Raw genomic sequence first — 15,813 nt, 5'->3', positions numbered from 1 at the left:
CCCGCCAGCCGCGCCAGCCGCGCCCGCGCACCGTCGGGGTGGCAGGACCCGGCTGTCACGGACGGAAGTGATCATGCGAGTGGGTCGGGTCGCGTCGAGGATGGAGCAGGTGTCGCGGGGTGTCGAGGCGCACATGCGGAGTGCTCGATGGGCGGGTGCCCCTGAGGGCCGGTAGTAACCTGACCGGCGGATCCCGTCCGGGGCGGAAACGGTGAGGTGGAGATGTCGGTGAGGCGGCACGCGGCGCGGTGGGCCACGGTCGGCGCGATGCTGGGCGGCCTGGTGGCCGGCGCGGCGTCCCCGGCGCTGGCCGCCGACGACCGGGTGGAGGTGCGCTCGGCGAGCAGCTTCACGGCCGGTGGCTCGGCGGGCACGGTGGCGGTCGAGGTGCGCAAGCGCACCGACGGATGCGTGCTGCTCCGCACCGCGGTGGGGCTGCGCCTCGAGGGCCTGCGGGCGGATCAGGTCCGGGTGCAGGTGGCGACCGGCGGCCGGTGGGTGCCGGTGCCGGTGTCGGGCGGTGGCGGCGGGGTCGCCACGGCGCAGACCGCGCCCGCCAACGCGGCCCTGTGCAAGGGCAAGGGGATCACGGTCCGCTACCGGGTGGCCTTCCTGGCCGGCACGACCGGCGGGCGGCTGACCGTGGCCGGCGAGGCGAGCGCCGCGAGCGGTCGGGTGCTCGGCCGGTCCGCGACCGGGGCCCGGGTGGTGGGGGCCGAGCGGACCGCGAGCCCCAGCCCGACGCCGTCCCGCAAGCCGACCCCCACCCCGAGCGCCGTCGCGACCACGCCGGCCGAGGCCGACACGACCTCGGCGGTGGCCGCCGCGCTCGACCCGGCCGCCGCGGCCGACGACTCGTCCTCCGGAGGTTCCCCGATCATGTGGTTCGGCATCGCGCTGGTGCTCGTCGGTGTCGCGCTGATCGTGCTGCTGGTCCGCCGCAACCGGGCGGAGAAGACGGACGGGCAGCCGGGCGTCGCTCACCCGCCGGTCGCGCTGCCGCGCAGCAGCACGACCTACCGCTCCGGCGCGCCCGCCGGGCAGGTGTACGGGCAGCAGCCGCCCGCTCCGGCGCCCCGCCCGAGCGGGAGCGTCTACGGCGCCCCCGCGGCCACGGCCGACGGGCCGGACGGCGAGCCGCCGGCCGCCGCGGGCGGCGACGCCACCACCGTGCTGCCCCGCGTGCCCCGCTGAGTCCGACCCCGGCCGGTCGCCGGGGTTACGGTGACGGTGGGTGACGGCGACCCGACCTGGTCGCCGCGCACCGGCCGTCGGGTGCCGAGACGTGGCACGGTGCCCGTACCGGTTCGCCGATAAGATCGCGTGCGCCGGACGGCACCGCCGACCGGTGAGACCGCATACGTGGAAGGAGCCGCGCCGTGGCCCTGGACCCGCAGTTGCTCGAGATCCTCGCCTGCCCGGACACGCACCACGCACCGCTCGACTACGACGCGCAGGCCCAGACGCTGACCTGCACCGAATGCGGCCGGATCTTCGAGGTCCGGGACGACGTTCCGGTGCTGCTCCTCGACGAGGCGCGGGGCGGCCCCGCGGCGGACGACGCGCGCGGCGGCTCCGCGTCGCCGCGATGATGGAGGGTACGGCCGGGGTCAGCGGGCACCGGCACGCGGACGAGTCACTGCTGGACAATCCGGACCGGCTGGCCGAGCAGGACCCGGGCGGGATGCTCCGGTTCACGGCCTCGGCCGGCGCCCAGGTCCGGGAGTCGGCGGCGCTGGCCGCCGAGGCGAACCTGACCGTGCTCGCCGACGAGGGCCGCCCGCGCGCCGTGGTGATCGCGGGCATCGGCACCGCCGGGCGGACCGGCGACGTGCTGGCCACGGTGGCCGGGCCGCGCTGCCCGGTGCCGGTGATCCCGCACCGCAGCGCCGGCGTGCCGGGCTGGGTCGGCGCGGCGGACGTGGTCATCGCGGTGAGCGCCTCCGGCCGCAGCCCCGAAGCGCTGGGCGCTGCCGAGGCCGCGCACCGGCGGGGCGCCCGCCTGGTCGCCGTCGGCGCCCCGGACTCGCAGCTCCAGTCGGTGGCCGAGCGGGCCCGGGCGCCGTTCATCCCGGTGCCCCGGCGTGCCCCGGCCCGGGCGAGCCTCTGGGCGCTCACCGTGCCGGTCCTGCTCGCCGCCCGTACGCTCGGGCTGGTGAAGGTGAACGAGGCGGACCTGGCCGAGACCGCGGCCCGGCTGGACGCCGACGCGGACCGCTGCCGGCCCACCGCCGAGTCCTTCGTCAACCCGGCGAAGTCGCTGGCCCTGGGCCTGTCCGGGTCGATCCCGATCGTCTGGGGCTCGTCGCCGCTGGCCACCGTGGCGGCCCGCCGGTTCGGTGACACGCTCTCCGCCAACGCCCGTTACCCGGTGGTCACCGGGGCGCTGGGCGAGGCCGGCCGGGGCCGGGTCGGCCTGCTCGACGGCGTCTTCGGCGGCCTGGTCGAGGGGGAGCGGGACATCTTCGCCGACCCGGAGGAGACCGACGGCGACGCCACCCGGCTGCGGCTGGTGCTGCTGCGCGACGGCGGCCTCAACGCGGAGGACGACACCGACGAGCCGCTCGCGGTGGAGGAGCGCCGCGCGGACGCGGTGCAGACCCTCGCCGAGCGGCGCGGGGTGCGCTGCGACGTGGTCACGGCGGAGGGCGGGTCCGCGCTGGAGCGGCTCGCCTCGCTGATGGCCGTCCCGGACTTCGCCTCGGTCTACCTCGCCCTGGCACACGGACTGGACCCGATGGCCGTACCGGCCATCACGGAGATGAAGGAGCTGGCAAACCAGTGAGCACGTGCATCGGGCGGGGGAGAGCGTGAGCGCAAACGGCGGTACTAAGGCGATCATCGCCGCCCTGGCGGCCAACATCGGCATCGCCGTCACCAAGTTCATCGCGTTCCTGCTGACCGGCTCCTCGTCGATGCTGGCCGAGTCGATCCACTCGGTCGCCGACTCCGGCAACCAGGGGCTGCTGCTGCTCGGTGGCCGGCGGGCCAAGCGGGCGGCCACCCCGCAGCACCCCTTCGGCTACGGCCGGGAGCGCTACATCTACGCGTTCATCGTCGCCATCGTGCTGTTCAGCGTCGGTGGTCTCTTCGCGCTGTACGAGGCGTACCACAAGTGGTCGCACCCGGAGCCGATCGAGAACTGGCAGTGGGTGCCGGTGGCCGTGCTGGTGGTCGCGATCGCCATGGAGTCCTTCTCGTTCCGGACCGCCATCAAGGAGTCCAACCACGTCCGGGGCAGCCAGTCCTGGGTGCGCTTCGTCCGCCGGGCCAAGGCGCCGGAGCTGCCGGTCGTGCTCCTGGAGGACCTCGGCGCCCTGATCGGTCTGATCTTCGCGCTCTTCGGCGTGGGCATGACGCTGATCACCCACAACGGCCGGTGGGACGCGCTCGGCACCGCGATGATCGGCGTGCTGCTGGTCGTCATCGCGATCATCCTCGCCATCGAGACCAAGAGCCTGCTGCTCGGTGAGGGCGCGGAGCGGCACGACGTCGAGGCGATCGAGCGGGCGATCACCGAGGGCGACGAGGTCGAGCGGATCATCCACATGAAGACGCTCTACCTGGGGCCCGAGGAGCTGATGGTCGCGGCGAAGATCGCTGTGCCGCCGTGCGACTCCGCCGAGGAACTGGCCCGCGGCATCAACGCCGTCGAGGTGCGGATCCGGGCCGCCGTGCCGACCGCCCGGGTCATCTACCTGGAGCCGGACATCTACAGCGCCGCCGCCGACCAGGCGGGCACCGGGAGCGCGTCCCACACCGCCGTGCCCGAATCGGCGACCGAGCCCGGTCAGCTCCCCGGTCAGCTCCCCGGGCGGCCCGGGAGCTGACCATGGAGCTGTTGCAGGGCCGGATCCGGGACTACGCCTGGGGGTCGCGCACCGCGATCGCCGAGTTGCAGGGGCGTCCGGTGCCGAGCCCCGGGCCGGAGGCCGAGCTGTGGCTGGGCGCCCACCCGGGCGCCCCGGCCACGGTGGACCGGGACGGCAACCCGGTCAGCCTCACCGAGCTGCTGACCGCGGAGCCGGCGCACTGGCTGGGCGAGCGCCTGGTCGGCCGGTTCGGCACCCGGCTGCCGTTCCTGCTGAAGGTGCTGGCCGCGGACGCGCCGCTGAGCCTCCAGGCCCACCCGGACGCCGAGCAGGCCCGGGCCGGGTACGCCGCCGACACGGACCGGGTCAACTACGTCGACCCGTACCACAAGCCGGAGCTGCTGGTCGCGCTGTCGGAGTTCGAGGCGCTCTGCGGGTTCCGGGACCCGGCCGAGTCGGCGGCGGCGATCGCGGCGTTCGGCGTACCCGCGCTGGAGCCGGTGGTGGCGGCGCTGCGCACCGGGCCGGCGGGGCTGCGGGAGGCCGTACGCCTGCTGTTGAGCTGGCCGGCGGCGGAGCGCGCCGGGCTGGTGGCGGACGTGCTGGCGGCGGAGGCCGGCGGGCCGGACGCCGAGCTGGCCCGGGCCCTGGCGGTCGACTACCCGGCCGACCCGGGCGTGGTGGTGGCGCTGCTGCTGCACCACGTCCGGCTGGCGCCGGGCGAGGCGATCTGGATGCCGGCCGGCAACCTGCACGCCTACCTGCGGGGCACCGGCGTGGAGATCATGGCGGCCAGCGACAACGTGCTGCGCGGCGGGCTCACCCCGAAGCGGGTGGACGTGGACGAGCTGCTGCGGGTGCTGCGCTTCGAGGTGCTCGACGAGCCGGTGGTCCGGCCGGATCCGGTGGCGCCCGGGGTGGTTACCTGGCCGGTGCCGGTCGAGGACTTCGCGCTGCACCGGGTCGAGGTGACGGCCGCCGGCCCGCCGGCGCGGCTCGCGCTGCCCGGCCCCCGGGTGGTGCTCTGCCGCGCCGGTGAGCTCACCGTGGACGACGGGGTGGGAACGGTCACCCTGGCGGCCGGCCAGGCGGCGATCGGGTCCGCGGCCGGCGGTCCGCTGGTGCTCGGGGGCGACGGCGAGGCGTTCGTCGCCACCGCCGGCGTGCGCTGACGCGTCGACCCGACCCCGGCAAGTCCGACTTTCCCGAAACGGCTTGACGCGCCCATGACGCGGTGTGACTCTATGGGTACGCAGCGTTGTCGCGACGAAGGTCCGGTAACGCGCGGGGGAACCAAACCGGGGGGATGCACGGGGCGGCCGGGCCGTGAGCGGAAAGTCCGTTCACGACCGACCGCCCCGTGCGCTGTCCGCCGACCGGGCCACCGGTTCGTCGGCCAACCGGGCACGGGAGGAGAAATCCACGCGCGTAAGGTGGAAGGCTGCGCAGCACTTCGTTCGACAGGAGCTTCCATGACCAGCACCCTCCCGGCGGCCCCCCGTGGCGCGTCGTCCGGAGCCCGGCCGAGCACCCTCGCCGAGGGCGACTACAAGGTGGCGGATCTGTCGCTCGCCGCGTTCGGGCGTAAGGAGATCCGGCTCGCCGAGCACGAGATGCCCGGTCTGATGGCGATCCGGCGCGAGTTCGCCGAGGCCCAGCCGCTCGCCGGCGCCCGCATCACCGGCTCGCTGCACATGACCATCCAGACCGCCGTCCTGATCGAGACCCTCGTCGCGCTCGGCGCGCAGGTCCGCTGGGCGTCCTGCAACATCTTCTCCACCCAGGACCACGCCGCGGCCGCGATCGTCGTCGGCCCGGAGGGCACCCCCGAGGCCCCGGCCGGCGTCCCGGTCTACGCCTGGAAGGGCGAGAGCCTGGAGGAGTACTGGTGGTGCACCGAGCAGGTGCTCACCTGGCCCGACGGGCAGGGCCCGAACATGATCCTCGACGACGGCGGCGACGCCACCCTGCTCGTGCACAAGGGCGCCGAGTTCGAGAAGGCCGGCGTCGTGCCGCCGGTCGAGTCCGCCGACTCCGAGGAGTACGCGGTCATCCTCCAGCTGCTGCACCGCTCGCTCGCCGAGGACGGCCAGCGCTGGACCCGGATCGCCGCCGGCATCAAGGGCGTGACCGAGGAGACCACCACCGGCGTGCACCGGCTCTACGAGATGCACCGCGCCGGCACCCTGCTCTTCCCGGCCATCAACGTCAACGACTCGGTGACCAAGAGCAAGTTCGACAACAAGTACGGCTGCCGCCACTCGCTCATCGACGGCATCAACCGCGCCACCGACGTGCTGATCGGCGGCAAGATGGCCGTCGTCATGGGCTACGGCGACGTGGGCAAGGGCTGCGCCGAGTCGCTGCGCGGCCAGGGCGCCCGGGTCGTGGTGACCGAGGTGGACCCGATCTGCGCCCTCCAGGCGGCGATGGACGGCTACCAGGTGGCCACCCTGGACGACGTGGTCGAGCAGGCCGACATCTTCATCACGGCGACCGGCTGCTTCAACGTCATCACCCACGAGCACATGGCCCGGATGAAGCACCAGGCCATCGTCGGCAACATCGGCCACTTCGACAACGAGATCGACATGGCCGGCCTGGCGAAGCGCGCCGACGTGACCCGCGAGAACATCAAGCCGCAGGTCGACGTGTGGCGGTTCGAGGACGGCCACGCCATCATCGTGCTCTCCGAGGGCCGCCTGCTGAACCTGGGCAACGCGACCGGCCACCCGAGCTTCGTGATGTCGAACTCGTTCGCCAACCAGACCATCGCCCAGATCGAGCTGTTCACCAAGACCGACGAGTACCCGGTCGGCGTGTACGTGCTCCCCAAGCACCTGGACGAGAAGGTCGCCCGGCTGCACCTGGACGCGCTCGGCGCCAAGCTGAGCACCCTCACCAAGGAGCAGGCCGCCTACCTGGGCGTGTCCCAGGAGGGCCCGTTCAAGCCGGAGCACTACCGCTACTGAGTTCCACCCGGAGGGGACCGGGGCCGGCCGCCGCGCGGCCGTCCCGGTCCCCTTCGCGTACGCCGGGAAAAGCCGCGGTGATCTGCGCCTGTCGGGCCGGCGACGGTTCGGGTGACGTGCCCATGAACGACTTGACGGCCGGCCCGATCAGGAGGAAGGTATGGCTGCCCTAAGTTAACTGAGGCGTGCCTTACCGACTACGGAGTACCGATGTTCGCCACGTACCTGATCGGCCTTCGGGAGGGCCTGGAGGCGACCCTGGTGGTCAGCATCCTGGTGGCCTTCCTGGTGAAGTCGCAGCGGCGTGACCGGCTGCCACAGGTTTGGGCCGGCGTCGGCCTGGCCGTGGTGCTCTCCGTCGTCTTCGGCTGGCTGATCGAGTACACCTCGACCTCGCTGCTGGCCCGCTCCGAGGACCGCGAGCTGTTCGAGGCCGTCACCTCGGTGGCCGCCGTGGTCTTCGTGACCTGGATGATCTTCTGGATGCGCAGGGCCGCCCGGACGATCGCCGGCGAACTGCGCGGCAAGCTCACCGAGGCGCTCGCCGTCGGCTCTCTCGCGGTCGCCGGCATGGCCTTCCTCGCAGTGATCCGGGAGGGCCTGGAGACCGCGCTGATCTTCTACTCCGCCGCGCAGAGCGCGGCCGGTGGCACCGGGTCCGGCGCGCTGCTCTCGCTGGCCGGCGGCGTGGCCACCGCCGTGGTGATCGGCTTCCTCCTCTACCGCAGCGCCCTGAAGATCAACCTGAGCAAGTTCTTCACCTGGACCGGCGCGCTGCTGATCCTGGTCGCCGCCGGCATCCTCAAGTACGGCGTGCACGACTTCCAGGAGGCCGGCGTGCTGCCCGGCCTGAACAACCTGGCCTTCGACATCTCCTCGACGCTCGACCCGAACGCCTGGTACGGCGCGCTGCTCGCCGGCATGTTCAACATCACCGCCGCCCCGACGGTGCTGGAGATGATCGCCTGGGTCGCCTACGCGGTCCCGGTGCTCATCCTCTTCCTACGCAAGCCGGCCGCCCCGGCCCGGCCCGCCGCGCCCGCCGCCCCGGCGGCCCCGGCCACCGACGCCGCGAGCACGCCGGCCGAACCGGCCGCCGCCGACGCTTCCACCACCAGCGCGCCCCAGCGCGCCTGACCCGCCCGCTTCCGAGGAGACACACCACCGATGCGTACCACTCGATTCGTCGTGCCCGCCGCCGCCGGGATGCTCGCCGTGGCCGGGCTGGCCGGCTGCGGCGGCGGTGACGACAAGGGCGCCAAGGCCGACGGGCCGATCGCCGTCAAGGCCACCGACAGCGCCTGCGAGGTCGGCAGCACCGAGATCGAGGCCGGGCAGGTGACCTTCAAGGTGACCAACTCCGGGTCCAAGGTCAACGAGTTCTACGTCTACGCCGCCGGTGACCGGGTGATGGGCGAGGTGGAGAACATCGCCCCGGGGCTGAGCCGCGAACTCCGCGTCGAGCTGCCGGCCGGCACGTACGAGACCGCCTGCAAGCCCGGTATGAGCGGCCGCGGCATCCGGGGCGCGCTGAAGGTCAGCGGCACCGTGCAGACCGTCGCGCCCGACGCCGCGCTCAGCCAGGCCACCGCCAGCTACCAGCGCTACGTGCAGAGCCAGACCGGCGCGCTGCTCACCAGGACCGAGGAGTTCGTGGCCGCGGTCAAGGCCAACGACGTGGCCAAGGCCAAGGAGCTGTACCCGGTGGCCCGCACCTACTGGGAGCGGATCGAGCCGGTCGCGGAGAGCTTCGGCGACCTGGACCCGAAGATCGACGGCCGCGAGGAGGTCGTCGAGGAGGGCATGCAGTTCACCGGCTTCCACCGGATCGAGAAGGACCTGTGGATCACCGGCGACGTCAGCAAGGACGGCGCCATCGCCGACCAGCTCCTCGTCGACGTCAAGGCGATCGTGGCCAAGGCCAACGCCGAGAAGCTCACCCCGCTCCAGCTCGCCAACGGCGCCAAGGCGCTCCTCGACGAGGTCGCCAGCGGCAAGATCACCGGCGAGGAGGAGCGGTACTCGCACACCGACCTCTGGGACTTCAACGCCAACCTGGAGGGCTCGAAGGCCGCCATCGCCGCGCTGCGCCCCGCCCTGGAGCAGCGCTCGCCCGACCTGGTCAAGCAGCTCGACACCGAGTTCGCCAACGTCGAGGCCGCCCTCGGCAAGCACCGGGCCGGTGACGGCTGGAAGCTGCACACCCAGCTCAGCAAGGCCGAGCTCAAGGAGCTCTCGGACAGCATCAACGCCCTGGCCGAGCCGATCAGCAAGGTTGCCGCGGTCGTCGCCCGATGACGGCCCCTTCCCGGAGGTGACGTGATGAGCGAGCCGAGCACCGACGAGGCGACGACCAGCGCGACCGGGGTGTCCCGGCGCCGGGCCATCACCCTGGCCGGGGCCGGCGTGGCCGGCGTCGCCGGGGTGGCGGTCGGCGCGGGCACGCTGTTCGGCGGCGGCGACCAGGCGTCGGCCACCGAGACGGCGGCCGGCGCGGTCCCGTTCCACGGCGAGCACCAGGCCGGCATCACCACCCCGGCCCAGGACCGGCTGCACTTCGTCGCGTTCGACGTGATCACCAAGGACCGGGCCCGGCTGGTCGCGCTGCTCCAGGAGTGGAGCGCCGCCGCGGCCCGGATGACCGCCGGCAAGGACGCCGGGCTCATCGGCGCGGTCGACGGCGTGCCGGAGGCCCCGCCGGACGACACCGGCGAGGCGCTCGGGCTGCCGCCGTCCCAGCTCACCATCACCGTCGGCTTCGGACCTACGCTCTTCCGGGACGCCCAGGGCCGGGACCGGTTCGGCATCGCCGACAAGCGACCCGCCGCCCTGGCCGACCTGCCGCACTTCGCCGGGGACGCGCTCAAGCCGGAACTCTCCGGCGGCGACATCTGCGTCCAGGCCTGCGCCAACGACCCGCAGGTCGCGGTGCACGCGATCCGCAACCTGGCCCGGATCGGCATGGGGGTGGTCAGCGTCCGCTGGTCCCAGCTCGGCTTCGGGCGTACCTCGTCGACGTCGCGGGGGCAGGCCACCCCGCGCAACCTGTTCGGCTTCAAGGACGGCACCGCCAACCTCAAGGCCGAGGACGCCGACCTGCTCCGCGCGCAGCTCTGGGCCCAGCCCGGCGACGGCCCGGACTGGATGACCGGCGGGTCCTACCTGGTCACCCGCAAGATCCGGATGCTGATCGAGACCTGGGACCGCAGCCCGCTGGCCGAGCAGGAGATGATCGTCGGGCGGACCAAGGGCGCCGGTGCGCCGCTCGGCAAGCGCGCCGAGTTCGACGAGCCGGACTTCGCCGCCAAGGGCGACGACGGCGAGCCGGTGATCGCCGAGACCGCACACGTCCGGCTCGCCCACCCCGACCAGAACGACGGCGCCCGCCTGCTGCGTCGCGGCTACAACTTCGTGGACGGCTCGGACGGGCTGGGCCGGCTCGACGCCGGGCTCTTCTTCATCGCCTACCAGCGGGACCCGCGCAAGCAGTTCGTGCCGATCCAGACCCGGCTGGCCCGCAACGACGCCATGAACGAATACCTGCGGCACGTCTCCAGCGGCCTGTTCGCCTGCCCGCCCGGCGTCCGCGACGCCGCCGACTGGTGGGGCCGGGCGCTCTTCTCCTGAGCCGGAGTCAGCGCTCGGCGCGGACCGAGGTGGGCTGCCCGCGTACCGGATCGGCCTGGGTGGGGACGGCGCGGGCCGGCGCGGCGGGCCGCAGGGTGGCCGGCGCCGGAACGGTCGGCGCGGGCGCCAGCTCCGGCCAGAGCGTGGCGGTGACCGCCCGGACCCGCCCCAGCCGGTACGCGGCCCGGCGACCCCGCTCGGCCAGCAGGGCGGCCAGGTACGCCGACTCGGGCGCGGCCCACGGCGGAGGGGGTGACGTGACCGCCGCGACCTCGGCCCACAGCTCCCGGCTCAGCCGGGTCCGGTCCGGCTCGGCGAGCTGGTGCAACCGGCCCAGGTACTGCCGGACGGCCAGCGCCAGCCCGTCGTCCACCCGGGTCAGGTCGAGCATCCCCGCCCAGCCGAGCAGCGGGGGCACCGGCGGCGGGCCCGGCCGCCACACCCCGGCGCCCCGGGTGTGCACCACCAGCGTGCCGGCGACCAGGTCGCCGAGCCGCCTCCCGCGCGGGTCGGTCACCATCACGGTCACGCTCGCCGCCCAGCTCAGCAGCGGCAGCACCAGCCCCGGCCACTCCACCGCCACGCCCACCAGCGCGCGGGTCAGCGACTGGCCGACACCGACCGGGCCGCCGTCGGCGCGGACCACCCGCAACCCCACGGCCAGCTTGCCCAACGTCCGGCCGCCGACGAACCGCTCCATCAGCACCGGGTAGCCGACCAGCACCAGCACCAGCAGCACGAGCTGCAACGCGCCGGCCAGCGCGGCGTCCATGAGGTCGCGCGGCAGGCTGACCACCAGCACGGACAGCCCCGCACCGAGCAGCAGCGCCACTCCGAGCTGGGCCACCAGGTCGATCAGCAGGGCGAGCACCCGGGAGCCCAGCCGGGCAGCCCGGACGTCCAGCTCCACCGCCTCGCCGCTGACCAGACCGGCGTCGGCCCACCGGGCCGGTGGGGGAGGTTGCGCGCGCACCCCGACAGTGAACACTATGGGCGCCGGACGGGGGAGGACGAGTGGATCTCGACGCGTACGTGGCCGAGCACGGCGCCGAGTGGCGGCGGCTGGAGCAGTTGACCGGCCGGCGCAAGCTGGACGCGGCCGAGGTGGACGAGCTGGTCGCGCTCTACCAGCGGGCCGCCACCCACCTCTCCGCGCTGCGCAGCCGGGCCCCCGAGCCGGCGCTGGTCGGCCGCCTCTCCCACCTGGTGCTCGCGGCCCGGACCCGGATCACCGGCCGTCCCCGGGCCTCCTGGGCGGCGGTGGGCCGGTTCCTCCTCGCCGACCTGCCGGCCGCCCTCTACCGGGCCTGGCCCTGGTGGTGCGCGGTGGCGACCGGGTTCAGCGCGCTCACCGCCTTCCTCATCTGGTTCGTCGCCGGCCACCCGGACACCGCCGCCGCGTTCATCGGCGCCGAGGCGGCCCGGCAGCTCGTCGACTCCGGCTTCGCCGGCTACTACACCGAGTTCACCGCGCCGACCTTCGCGTTCCACCTGTGGACGCACAACGCCTGGCTGGCCGCGCAGTGCCTGGCCGCCGGGGTGCTGGTGGTGCCGGTGTTCTGGCTGCTCTGGCAGAACGCGCTGAACATCGGCGTGGTCGGCGGGGTGATGATCTCCTACGGCCGGGCCGACGTGTTCTTCGGCATGATCACCCCGCACGGGCTGCTCGAACTCACCGGCATCTACGTGGCGGCCGGGGTCGGGCTGCGGACCGCCTGGGCCTGGATCGCGCCGCCGGCGCAGCAGAGCCGGGGCCGGGCGGTCGCCGAGGCCGGCCGCTCGGCCATCGTGGTCGCCGCCGGCCTGGTCGCGCTCTTCGGGGTCTCCGCGCTGCTGGAGGCGTTCGTGACCCCGGCGCCGCTGCCGGCCGCCGTCCGCGTGGCGATCGGCGCCACGGTCTGGCTGGCCTTCCTGGCGTACGCGCTGCTGCTCGGCGGCCGGGCGGTCAGAGCTGGCCGAGCGACTTGAGCCGCAGGTAGCTGTCGGCGACCGCCGGGGCGAGCCGGTCGGCGGGCGCGTCCACCACGGTCACCCCGTGCCGGGACAGGGCGGCCCGGACCCGGTCCCGCTCGGCGAGGGCCCGCCAGGCCGCCGCGGCGGCGTACGGGTCGTCCGGGCCCGTCGGCGGGGCGGTGGTGAGCCGGGCCAGCACCGGGTCGTGGGTGGCCGCGAGCACCACCCGGTGCCGGGCGGCCAGCCGGGGCAGCACCGGCAGCAGCCCCTCACCGAGCGCGCCGGCCTCCAGGGCGGTGAAGAGCACCACGAGGCTGCGCTGCCGTTGCCGGCGCAGCACCTCCCCGGCGATCAGCTCGAAGTCGGTCTCCACCAGCGCCGGCTGGAGCGGGGCGACCGCGTCCACCAGCCGGGCGAGCAGCGCGGGCCGGCCGCTGCCGGTCACCCGGGCCCGGACCGCCGTGTCGGCGGCGAGCAGGTCGACCCGGTCGCCGGCCCGGGCGGCGAGCGCGGTGAGCAGCAGGGCCGCGTCGATCGCGGTGTCCAGCCGGGGCTCGTCGCCGAGCCGGACCGCCGAGGTGCGGCCGGTGTCCAGCACACACACCAGCCGCCGGTCCCGCTCCGGCCGCCAGGTGCGCACCAGCACGTCGGAGCGGCGGGCGCTGGCCCGCCAGTCGATCGAGCGGACGTCGTCGCCCACCACGTACTCGCGGAGGGTGTCGAACTCGGTGCCGTGCCCACGCCCCCGAGTCACCTGGACACCGTCGATCACCCGCAGCCGGGCCAGCTTCTCCGGCAGGTGCCGCCGGGAGTCGAAGCGGGGCAGCACGCGCAGCGTCCACGGTGGTGTGGCGGGGTGGCCGGCGCGCTGCCGGAACGCCAGCCGCAGCGGCCCGAGGGAGCGTACGGTCAGCGCCACCGCGGGCCGGTCGCCGCGCCGGGCCGGGTTGAGCCGGACCGGCAGGGTGACGGCCCCACCCGGTGCGACGGTGAGCACCCGCCCGGCGGGGACGTCGGGCCGCGCCCCGGCCGACGGCACCCAGGCGTCGCGCACCTGGGCGCGCAGCGTGCGGGCAGAGGCGTTGGCCAGGCGCAGGGTGACCGTGGCGGTGCCGCCGAGCCGGACCGCCCGGTCGCCCGCGCGGGTGGCGGTGAGCCCGTGCAGCGGCGCCGCGAGGGTCCAGTCGAGGGCGACCAGCAGCAGCACCGCCGCGGTCAGGACGGCGACGCCGACGAAGGGCGCCGGCCAGGCCGGCAGGGTCGCCGCGCTCGCCGCGAGCAGCAGACCCGCCCGCCAGGTCATCGGGGCGTCGGCACGGTGGCCAGCACCGCGTCCAGCACGGCGTCGACGGTCACACCCTCCAGCTCCACCTCCGGGCGCGGCCGGAGCCGGTGCCGCAGGGTGGGCCGGGCGACCGCCTTCACGTCGTCCGGGGTGACGTGGTCGCGGCCGGCCAGCCAGGACCACGCCTTGGCGGTGGCCAGCAGGGCGGTGGCGCCCCGGGGCGAGGCACCCAGCTCCAGCGCCGGGGCGACCCGGGTGGCCCGGCACAGGTCCACGATGTAGCCGAGCACCGGCTCGGCCACGTGCACCGCGTGCACCGCAGCCCGGGCGGCGGCCAGGTCGGCCGCGGTGGCCACCGGGCGTACGCCGGCGGCGCGCAGGTCGCGCGGGTCGAAGCCGGCGTGGTGGGCGCGGAGCACGCCCAGTTCCTCGTCCCGGCCGGGCAGCGGCACGGTCAGCTTGAGCAGGAAACGGTCCAGCTGCGCCTCGGGCAGCGGGTAGGTGCCCTCGTACTCGACGGGGTTCTGGGTGGCCGCCACGATGAACGGGTCGGGCAGCGGGCGACGCTCGCCCTCGACGGAGACCTGCCGCTCCTCCATGACCTCCAGCAGCGCCGACTGGGTCTTCGGCGGGGTGCGGTTGATCTCGTCGGCGAGGAGCAGGTTGGTGAAGACCGGGCCCTCCCGGAAGGTGAAGGCGGCGGTGCGCGGATCGAAGATCAGCGACCCGGTGACGTCGCCGGGCATCAGGTCGGGGGTGAACTGCACCCGCTTGGACTCCAGGTCCAGCGCGCTGGCCACGGTCCGCACCAGCAGGGTCTTGGCCACCCCGGGCACGCCCTCCAGCAGCACGTGCCCCCGGCAGAGCAGCGCGATGACCAGGCCGGTGACCACGGCGTCCTGCCCGACGACGGCCTTGGCCACCTCGGCCCGCAGCCGGTGCAGGGCGGCGCGGGCGTCGGGTTGCGCGGCGGCGATGACGGGTCCGGTCACCGGGGATCTCCTTCGGTCGGATGAGGGGCCAGGGTACGGGTCAGGGCGTCCAGGTCGCGGGCCAGCTCCAGCAGCTCCCGGTCGTCCTCCGGGGCGGCGCCGTGCAGCAGCTCGGCCACCCGCTCCGGGTCGGCCCCGGCGTGCTCGGCGACCCGGGCGGCCACCTCGTCGGGCGGTGCGTCCGGGGGCAGGTTGAGCCGGGTCAGCAGCCGGTCCAGCGCGGCGGCGCGCAGTGTCTCGGCGGCGGTGTCCCGTGCGCCGGCCCGGCGGTAGAGCCGGGCCCGGCCGAGCACCGTCTCGGCGGAGCGGACGGTCACCGGCAGCGGCTCCGCCACGGGCGGGCCGAGCCGGCGGGCCCGCCAGAGCACCAGCAACAGCCCGGCCACGGCGAGCTGCGCCAGCACCGCCCAGAACCAGGGCGGGAAGGCGTCCCAGAGCGGGTTGTGCCAGTTCGGCGGCGGGTCCGCCCGGTCGTCCGTGCGGCCGCCGGTGCGCCGCGGCAGCGGGCTCCCGCCGTCGTCCGGGGTCGGCGACCAGCTCGGCCCCGTCGGGCCCGGCGCGGGGCCCGGCAGGTCGAGCCAGACCAGCGGGCGGCCGCCGCCGAGCAGGCCGGTGGCGAGGGCCCGGTTGCCCCACTCGTCGATCCGGTCGTTGCGGAACGGGTCGCTGGCCCCGATCACCACGACCTCGGCGCCCCAGGAGATCCGGCGCAGCGCGCCCGCGTAGCACCGGTCCACGCCGGACGGTCCGGCGTACCGCTGGTGGTCGACGGCGGCGGTGCCGGCGCGGAGCGCCTCGGGCAGCCGGCACGGCGCGCCGTCGGCGTCGGGCGGCACGGCCCGGGTGGCCCACCGGCGGTCGGTCGGTTCCAGCGGCAGGGCCAGGCCGGCCAGCACCCGGCGGGACGGCTCGACCAGCACCAGCCGGCTGCCGCCGGGCAGCACGGTCAGCGCGGCCAGGGTGTCCGGGTGCACCAGCTCGGGGGCGGGCACGAAGAGGGTGCTCGGACCTTCTGCGGCGGCCCGCAGCGCCTGCCGCGTGTCGGTCGCGCGGCGGATCGGCACGCCCTGCGCGCGCAGCGCCTCGGCCAGCCGGCTGCCCCCGTCGTCGCCGGTGGCGACGGGTGAGAGGAAGCCCCGGTCGGTCGGGTCGGGCTGGTCCACGGCGTGCAG

14 protein-coding genes are annotated in these 15,813 nt (G+C 75.0%); 10 read left to right on the top strand and 4 right to left on the bottom strand.

Features of this window, described 5'->3' with window-relative positions:
* Nucleotides 1-222: 222 nt before the first annotated feature.
* The 9 genes from ACW0Q9_RS21020 to efeB all read left to right on the top strand — a co-directional run bounded on the left by ACW0Q9_RS21020 (nt 223) and on the right by efeB (nt 10,411).
* Nucleotides 223-1,194 carry a hypothetical protein gene (locus tag ACW0Q9_RS21020; protein WP_456183854.1) on the top strand — a complete coding sequence of 324 codons (972 nt, stop codon included), beginning with the start codon at nt 223-225 and terminating at the stop codon, nt 1,192-1,194.
* 185 nt (nt 1,195-1,379) lie between these two features.
* Nucleotides 1,380-1,592, top strand: coding sequence for a Trm112 family protein (locus tag ACW0Q9_RS21015; RefSeq protein WP_456183852.1), 213 nt, complete (start codon nt 1,380-1,382; stop codon nt 1,590-1,592).
* A complete protein-coding gene (locus ACW0Q9_RS21010) occupies nt 1,589-2,785 on the top strand; it encodes an SIS domain-containing protein (protein WP_091260044.1) in 1,197 nt (398 codons plus the stop codon). The genes ACW0Q9_RS21015 and ACW0Q9_RS21010 overlap by 4 nt, the downstream gene beginning before the upstream one ends.
* A gap of 25 nt (nt 2,786-2,810) precedes the next feature.
* On the top strand, nt 2,811-3,830 hold the full coding sequence (locus ACW0Q9_RS21005) for a cation diffusion facilitator family transporter (protein ID WP_456183850.1): 1,020 nt from the start codon (nt 2,811-2,813) through the stop codon (nt 3,828-3,830).
* A 2-nt stretch (nt 3,831-3,832) separates the two neighbouring features.
* Nucleotides 3,833-4,984: a mannose-6-phosphate isomerase, class I gene (gene manA / locus ACW0Q9_RS21000; protein WP_456183848.1), complete on the top strand. Its 1,152-nt coding sequence runs from the start codon at nt 3,833-3,835 to the stop codon at nt 4,982-4,984.
* A gap of 300 nt (nt 4,985-5,284) precedes the next feature.
* Nucleotides 5,285-6,784, top strand: coding sequence for an adenosylhomocysteinase (ahcY, locus tag ACW0Q9_RS20995; protein WP_456183846.1), 1,500 nt, complete (start codon nt 5,285-5,287; stop codon nt 6,782-6,784).
* A 210-nt stretch (nt 6,785-6,994) separates the two neighbouring features.
* Nucleotides 6,995-7,921, top strand: a complete 927-nt coding sequence (gene efeU, locus ACW0Q9_RS20990; RefSeq protein ID WP_456183844.1) for an iron uptake transporter permease EfeU — start codon at nt 6,995-6,997, stop codon at nt 7,919-7,921.
* 30 nt (nt 7,922-7,951) lie between these two features.
* Nucleotides 7,952-9,082, top strand: coding sequence for an iron uptake system protein EfeO (gene efeO / locus ACW0Q9_RS20985; protein WP_456183842.1), 1,131 nt, complete (start codon nt 7,952-7,954; stop codon nt 9,080-9,082).
* A 24-nt stretch (nt 9,083-9,106) separates the two neighbouring features.
* Nucleotides 9,107-10,411 carry an iron uptake transporter deferrochelatase/peroxidase subunit gene (efeB, locus tag ACW0Q9_RS20980; RefSeq protein ID WP_456183840.1) on the top strand — a complete coding sequence of 435 codons (1,305 nt, stop codon included), beginning with the start codon at nt 9,107-9,109 and terminating at the stop codon, nt 10,409-10,411.
* Nucleotides 10,412-10,418: 7 nt separating this feature from the next.
* Here efeB and ACW0Q9_RS20975 read toward each other — a convergent pair whose 3' ends face one another.
* The gene (locus ACW0Q9_RS20975) at nt 10,419-11,384 is read right to left on the bottom strand and encodes an RDD family protein (protein ID WP_456183838.1); all 966 of its coding nucleotides are present in this window, start codon (nt 11,382-11,384) and stop codon (nt 10,419-10,421) included.
* Between the two features lie 41 nt (nt 11,385-11,425).
* Between ACW0Q9_RS20975 and ACW0Q9_RS20970 the strand changes: the two genes are divergently transcribed.
* On the top strand, nt 11,426-12,379 hold the full coding sequence (locus ACW0Q9_RS20970; RefSeq protein WP_456183836.1) for a stage II sporulation protein M: 954 nt from the start codon (nt 11,426-11,428) through the stop codon (nt 12,377-12,379).
* Here the strand turns inward: ACW0Q9_RS20970 and ACW0Q9_RS20965 are convergent.
* From ACW0Q9_RS20965 to ACW0Q9_RS20955, 3 genes are all read right to left on the bottom strand, one after another.
* Nucleotides 12,357-13,667, bottom strand: a complete 1,311-nt coding sequence (locus ACW0Q9_RS20965) for a DUF58 domain-containing protein (protein ID WP_456183834.1) — start codon at nt 13,665-13,667, stop codon at nt 12,357-12,359. The genes ACW0Q9_RS20970 and ACW0Q9_RS20965 overlap by 23 nt on opposite strands.
* Nucleotides 13,664-14,641, bottom strand: a complete 978-nt coding sequence (locus ACW0Q9_RS20960; RefSeq protein WP_456183833.1) for an AAA family ATPase — start codon at nt 14,639-14,641, stop codon at nt 13,664-13,666. Before ACW0Q9_RS20960 ends, ACW0Q9_RS20965 begins: the two co-directional genes overlap by 4 nt.
* A partial coding sequence (locus ACW0Q9_RS20955; protein WP_456183831.1) for a DUF4350 domain-containing protein occupies nt 14,638-15,813 on the bottom strand: 1,176 nt, incomplete at its 5' end. The genes ACW0Q9_RS20960 and ACW0Q9_RS20955, both read right to left, overlap by 4 nt.

The organism is Micromonospora sp. I033 (assembly GCF_053890995.1).
The sequence above is the reverse complement of the archived record's forward strand: the minus strand, read 5'-3'. Positions and strand labels throughout refer to the sequence as shown.

Bases quoted from the DNA above. Each gene is read 5' to 3' on its own strand.
- ACW0Q9_RS21010 (WP_091260044.1), top strand. From the start codon at position 1,589: ATGATGGAGGGTACGGCCGGGGTCAGCGGGCACCGGCACGCGGACGAG.
- efeB (WP_456183840.1), top strand. From the start codon at position 9,107: ATGAGCGAGCCGAGCACCGACGAGGCGACGACCAGCGCGACCGGGGTG.
- efeO (WP_456183842.1), top strand. From the start codon at position 7,952: ATGCGTACCACTCGATTCGTCGTGCCCGCCGCCGCCGGGATGCTCGCC.
- ACW0Q9_RS20965 (WP_456183834.1), bottom strand. From the start codon at position 13,667: ATGACCTGGCGGGCGGGTCTGCTGCTCGCGGCGAGCGCGGCGACCCTG.
- manA (WP_456183848.1), top strand. From the start codon at position 3,833: ATGGAGCTGTTGCAGGGCCGGATCCGGGACTACGCCTGGGGGTCGCGC.
- ahcY (WP_456183846.1), top strand. From the start codon at position 5,285: ATGACCAGCACCCTCCCGGCGGCCCCCCGTGGCGCGTCGTCCGGAGCC.
- ACW0Q9_RS21020 (WP_456183854.1), top strand. From the start codon at position 223: ATGTCGGTGAGGCGGCACGCGGCGCGGTGGGCCACGGTCGGCGCGATG.
- efeU (WP_456183844.1), top strand. From the start codon at position 6,995: ATGTTCGCCACGTACCTGATCGGCCTTCGGGAGGGCCTGGAGGCGACC.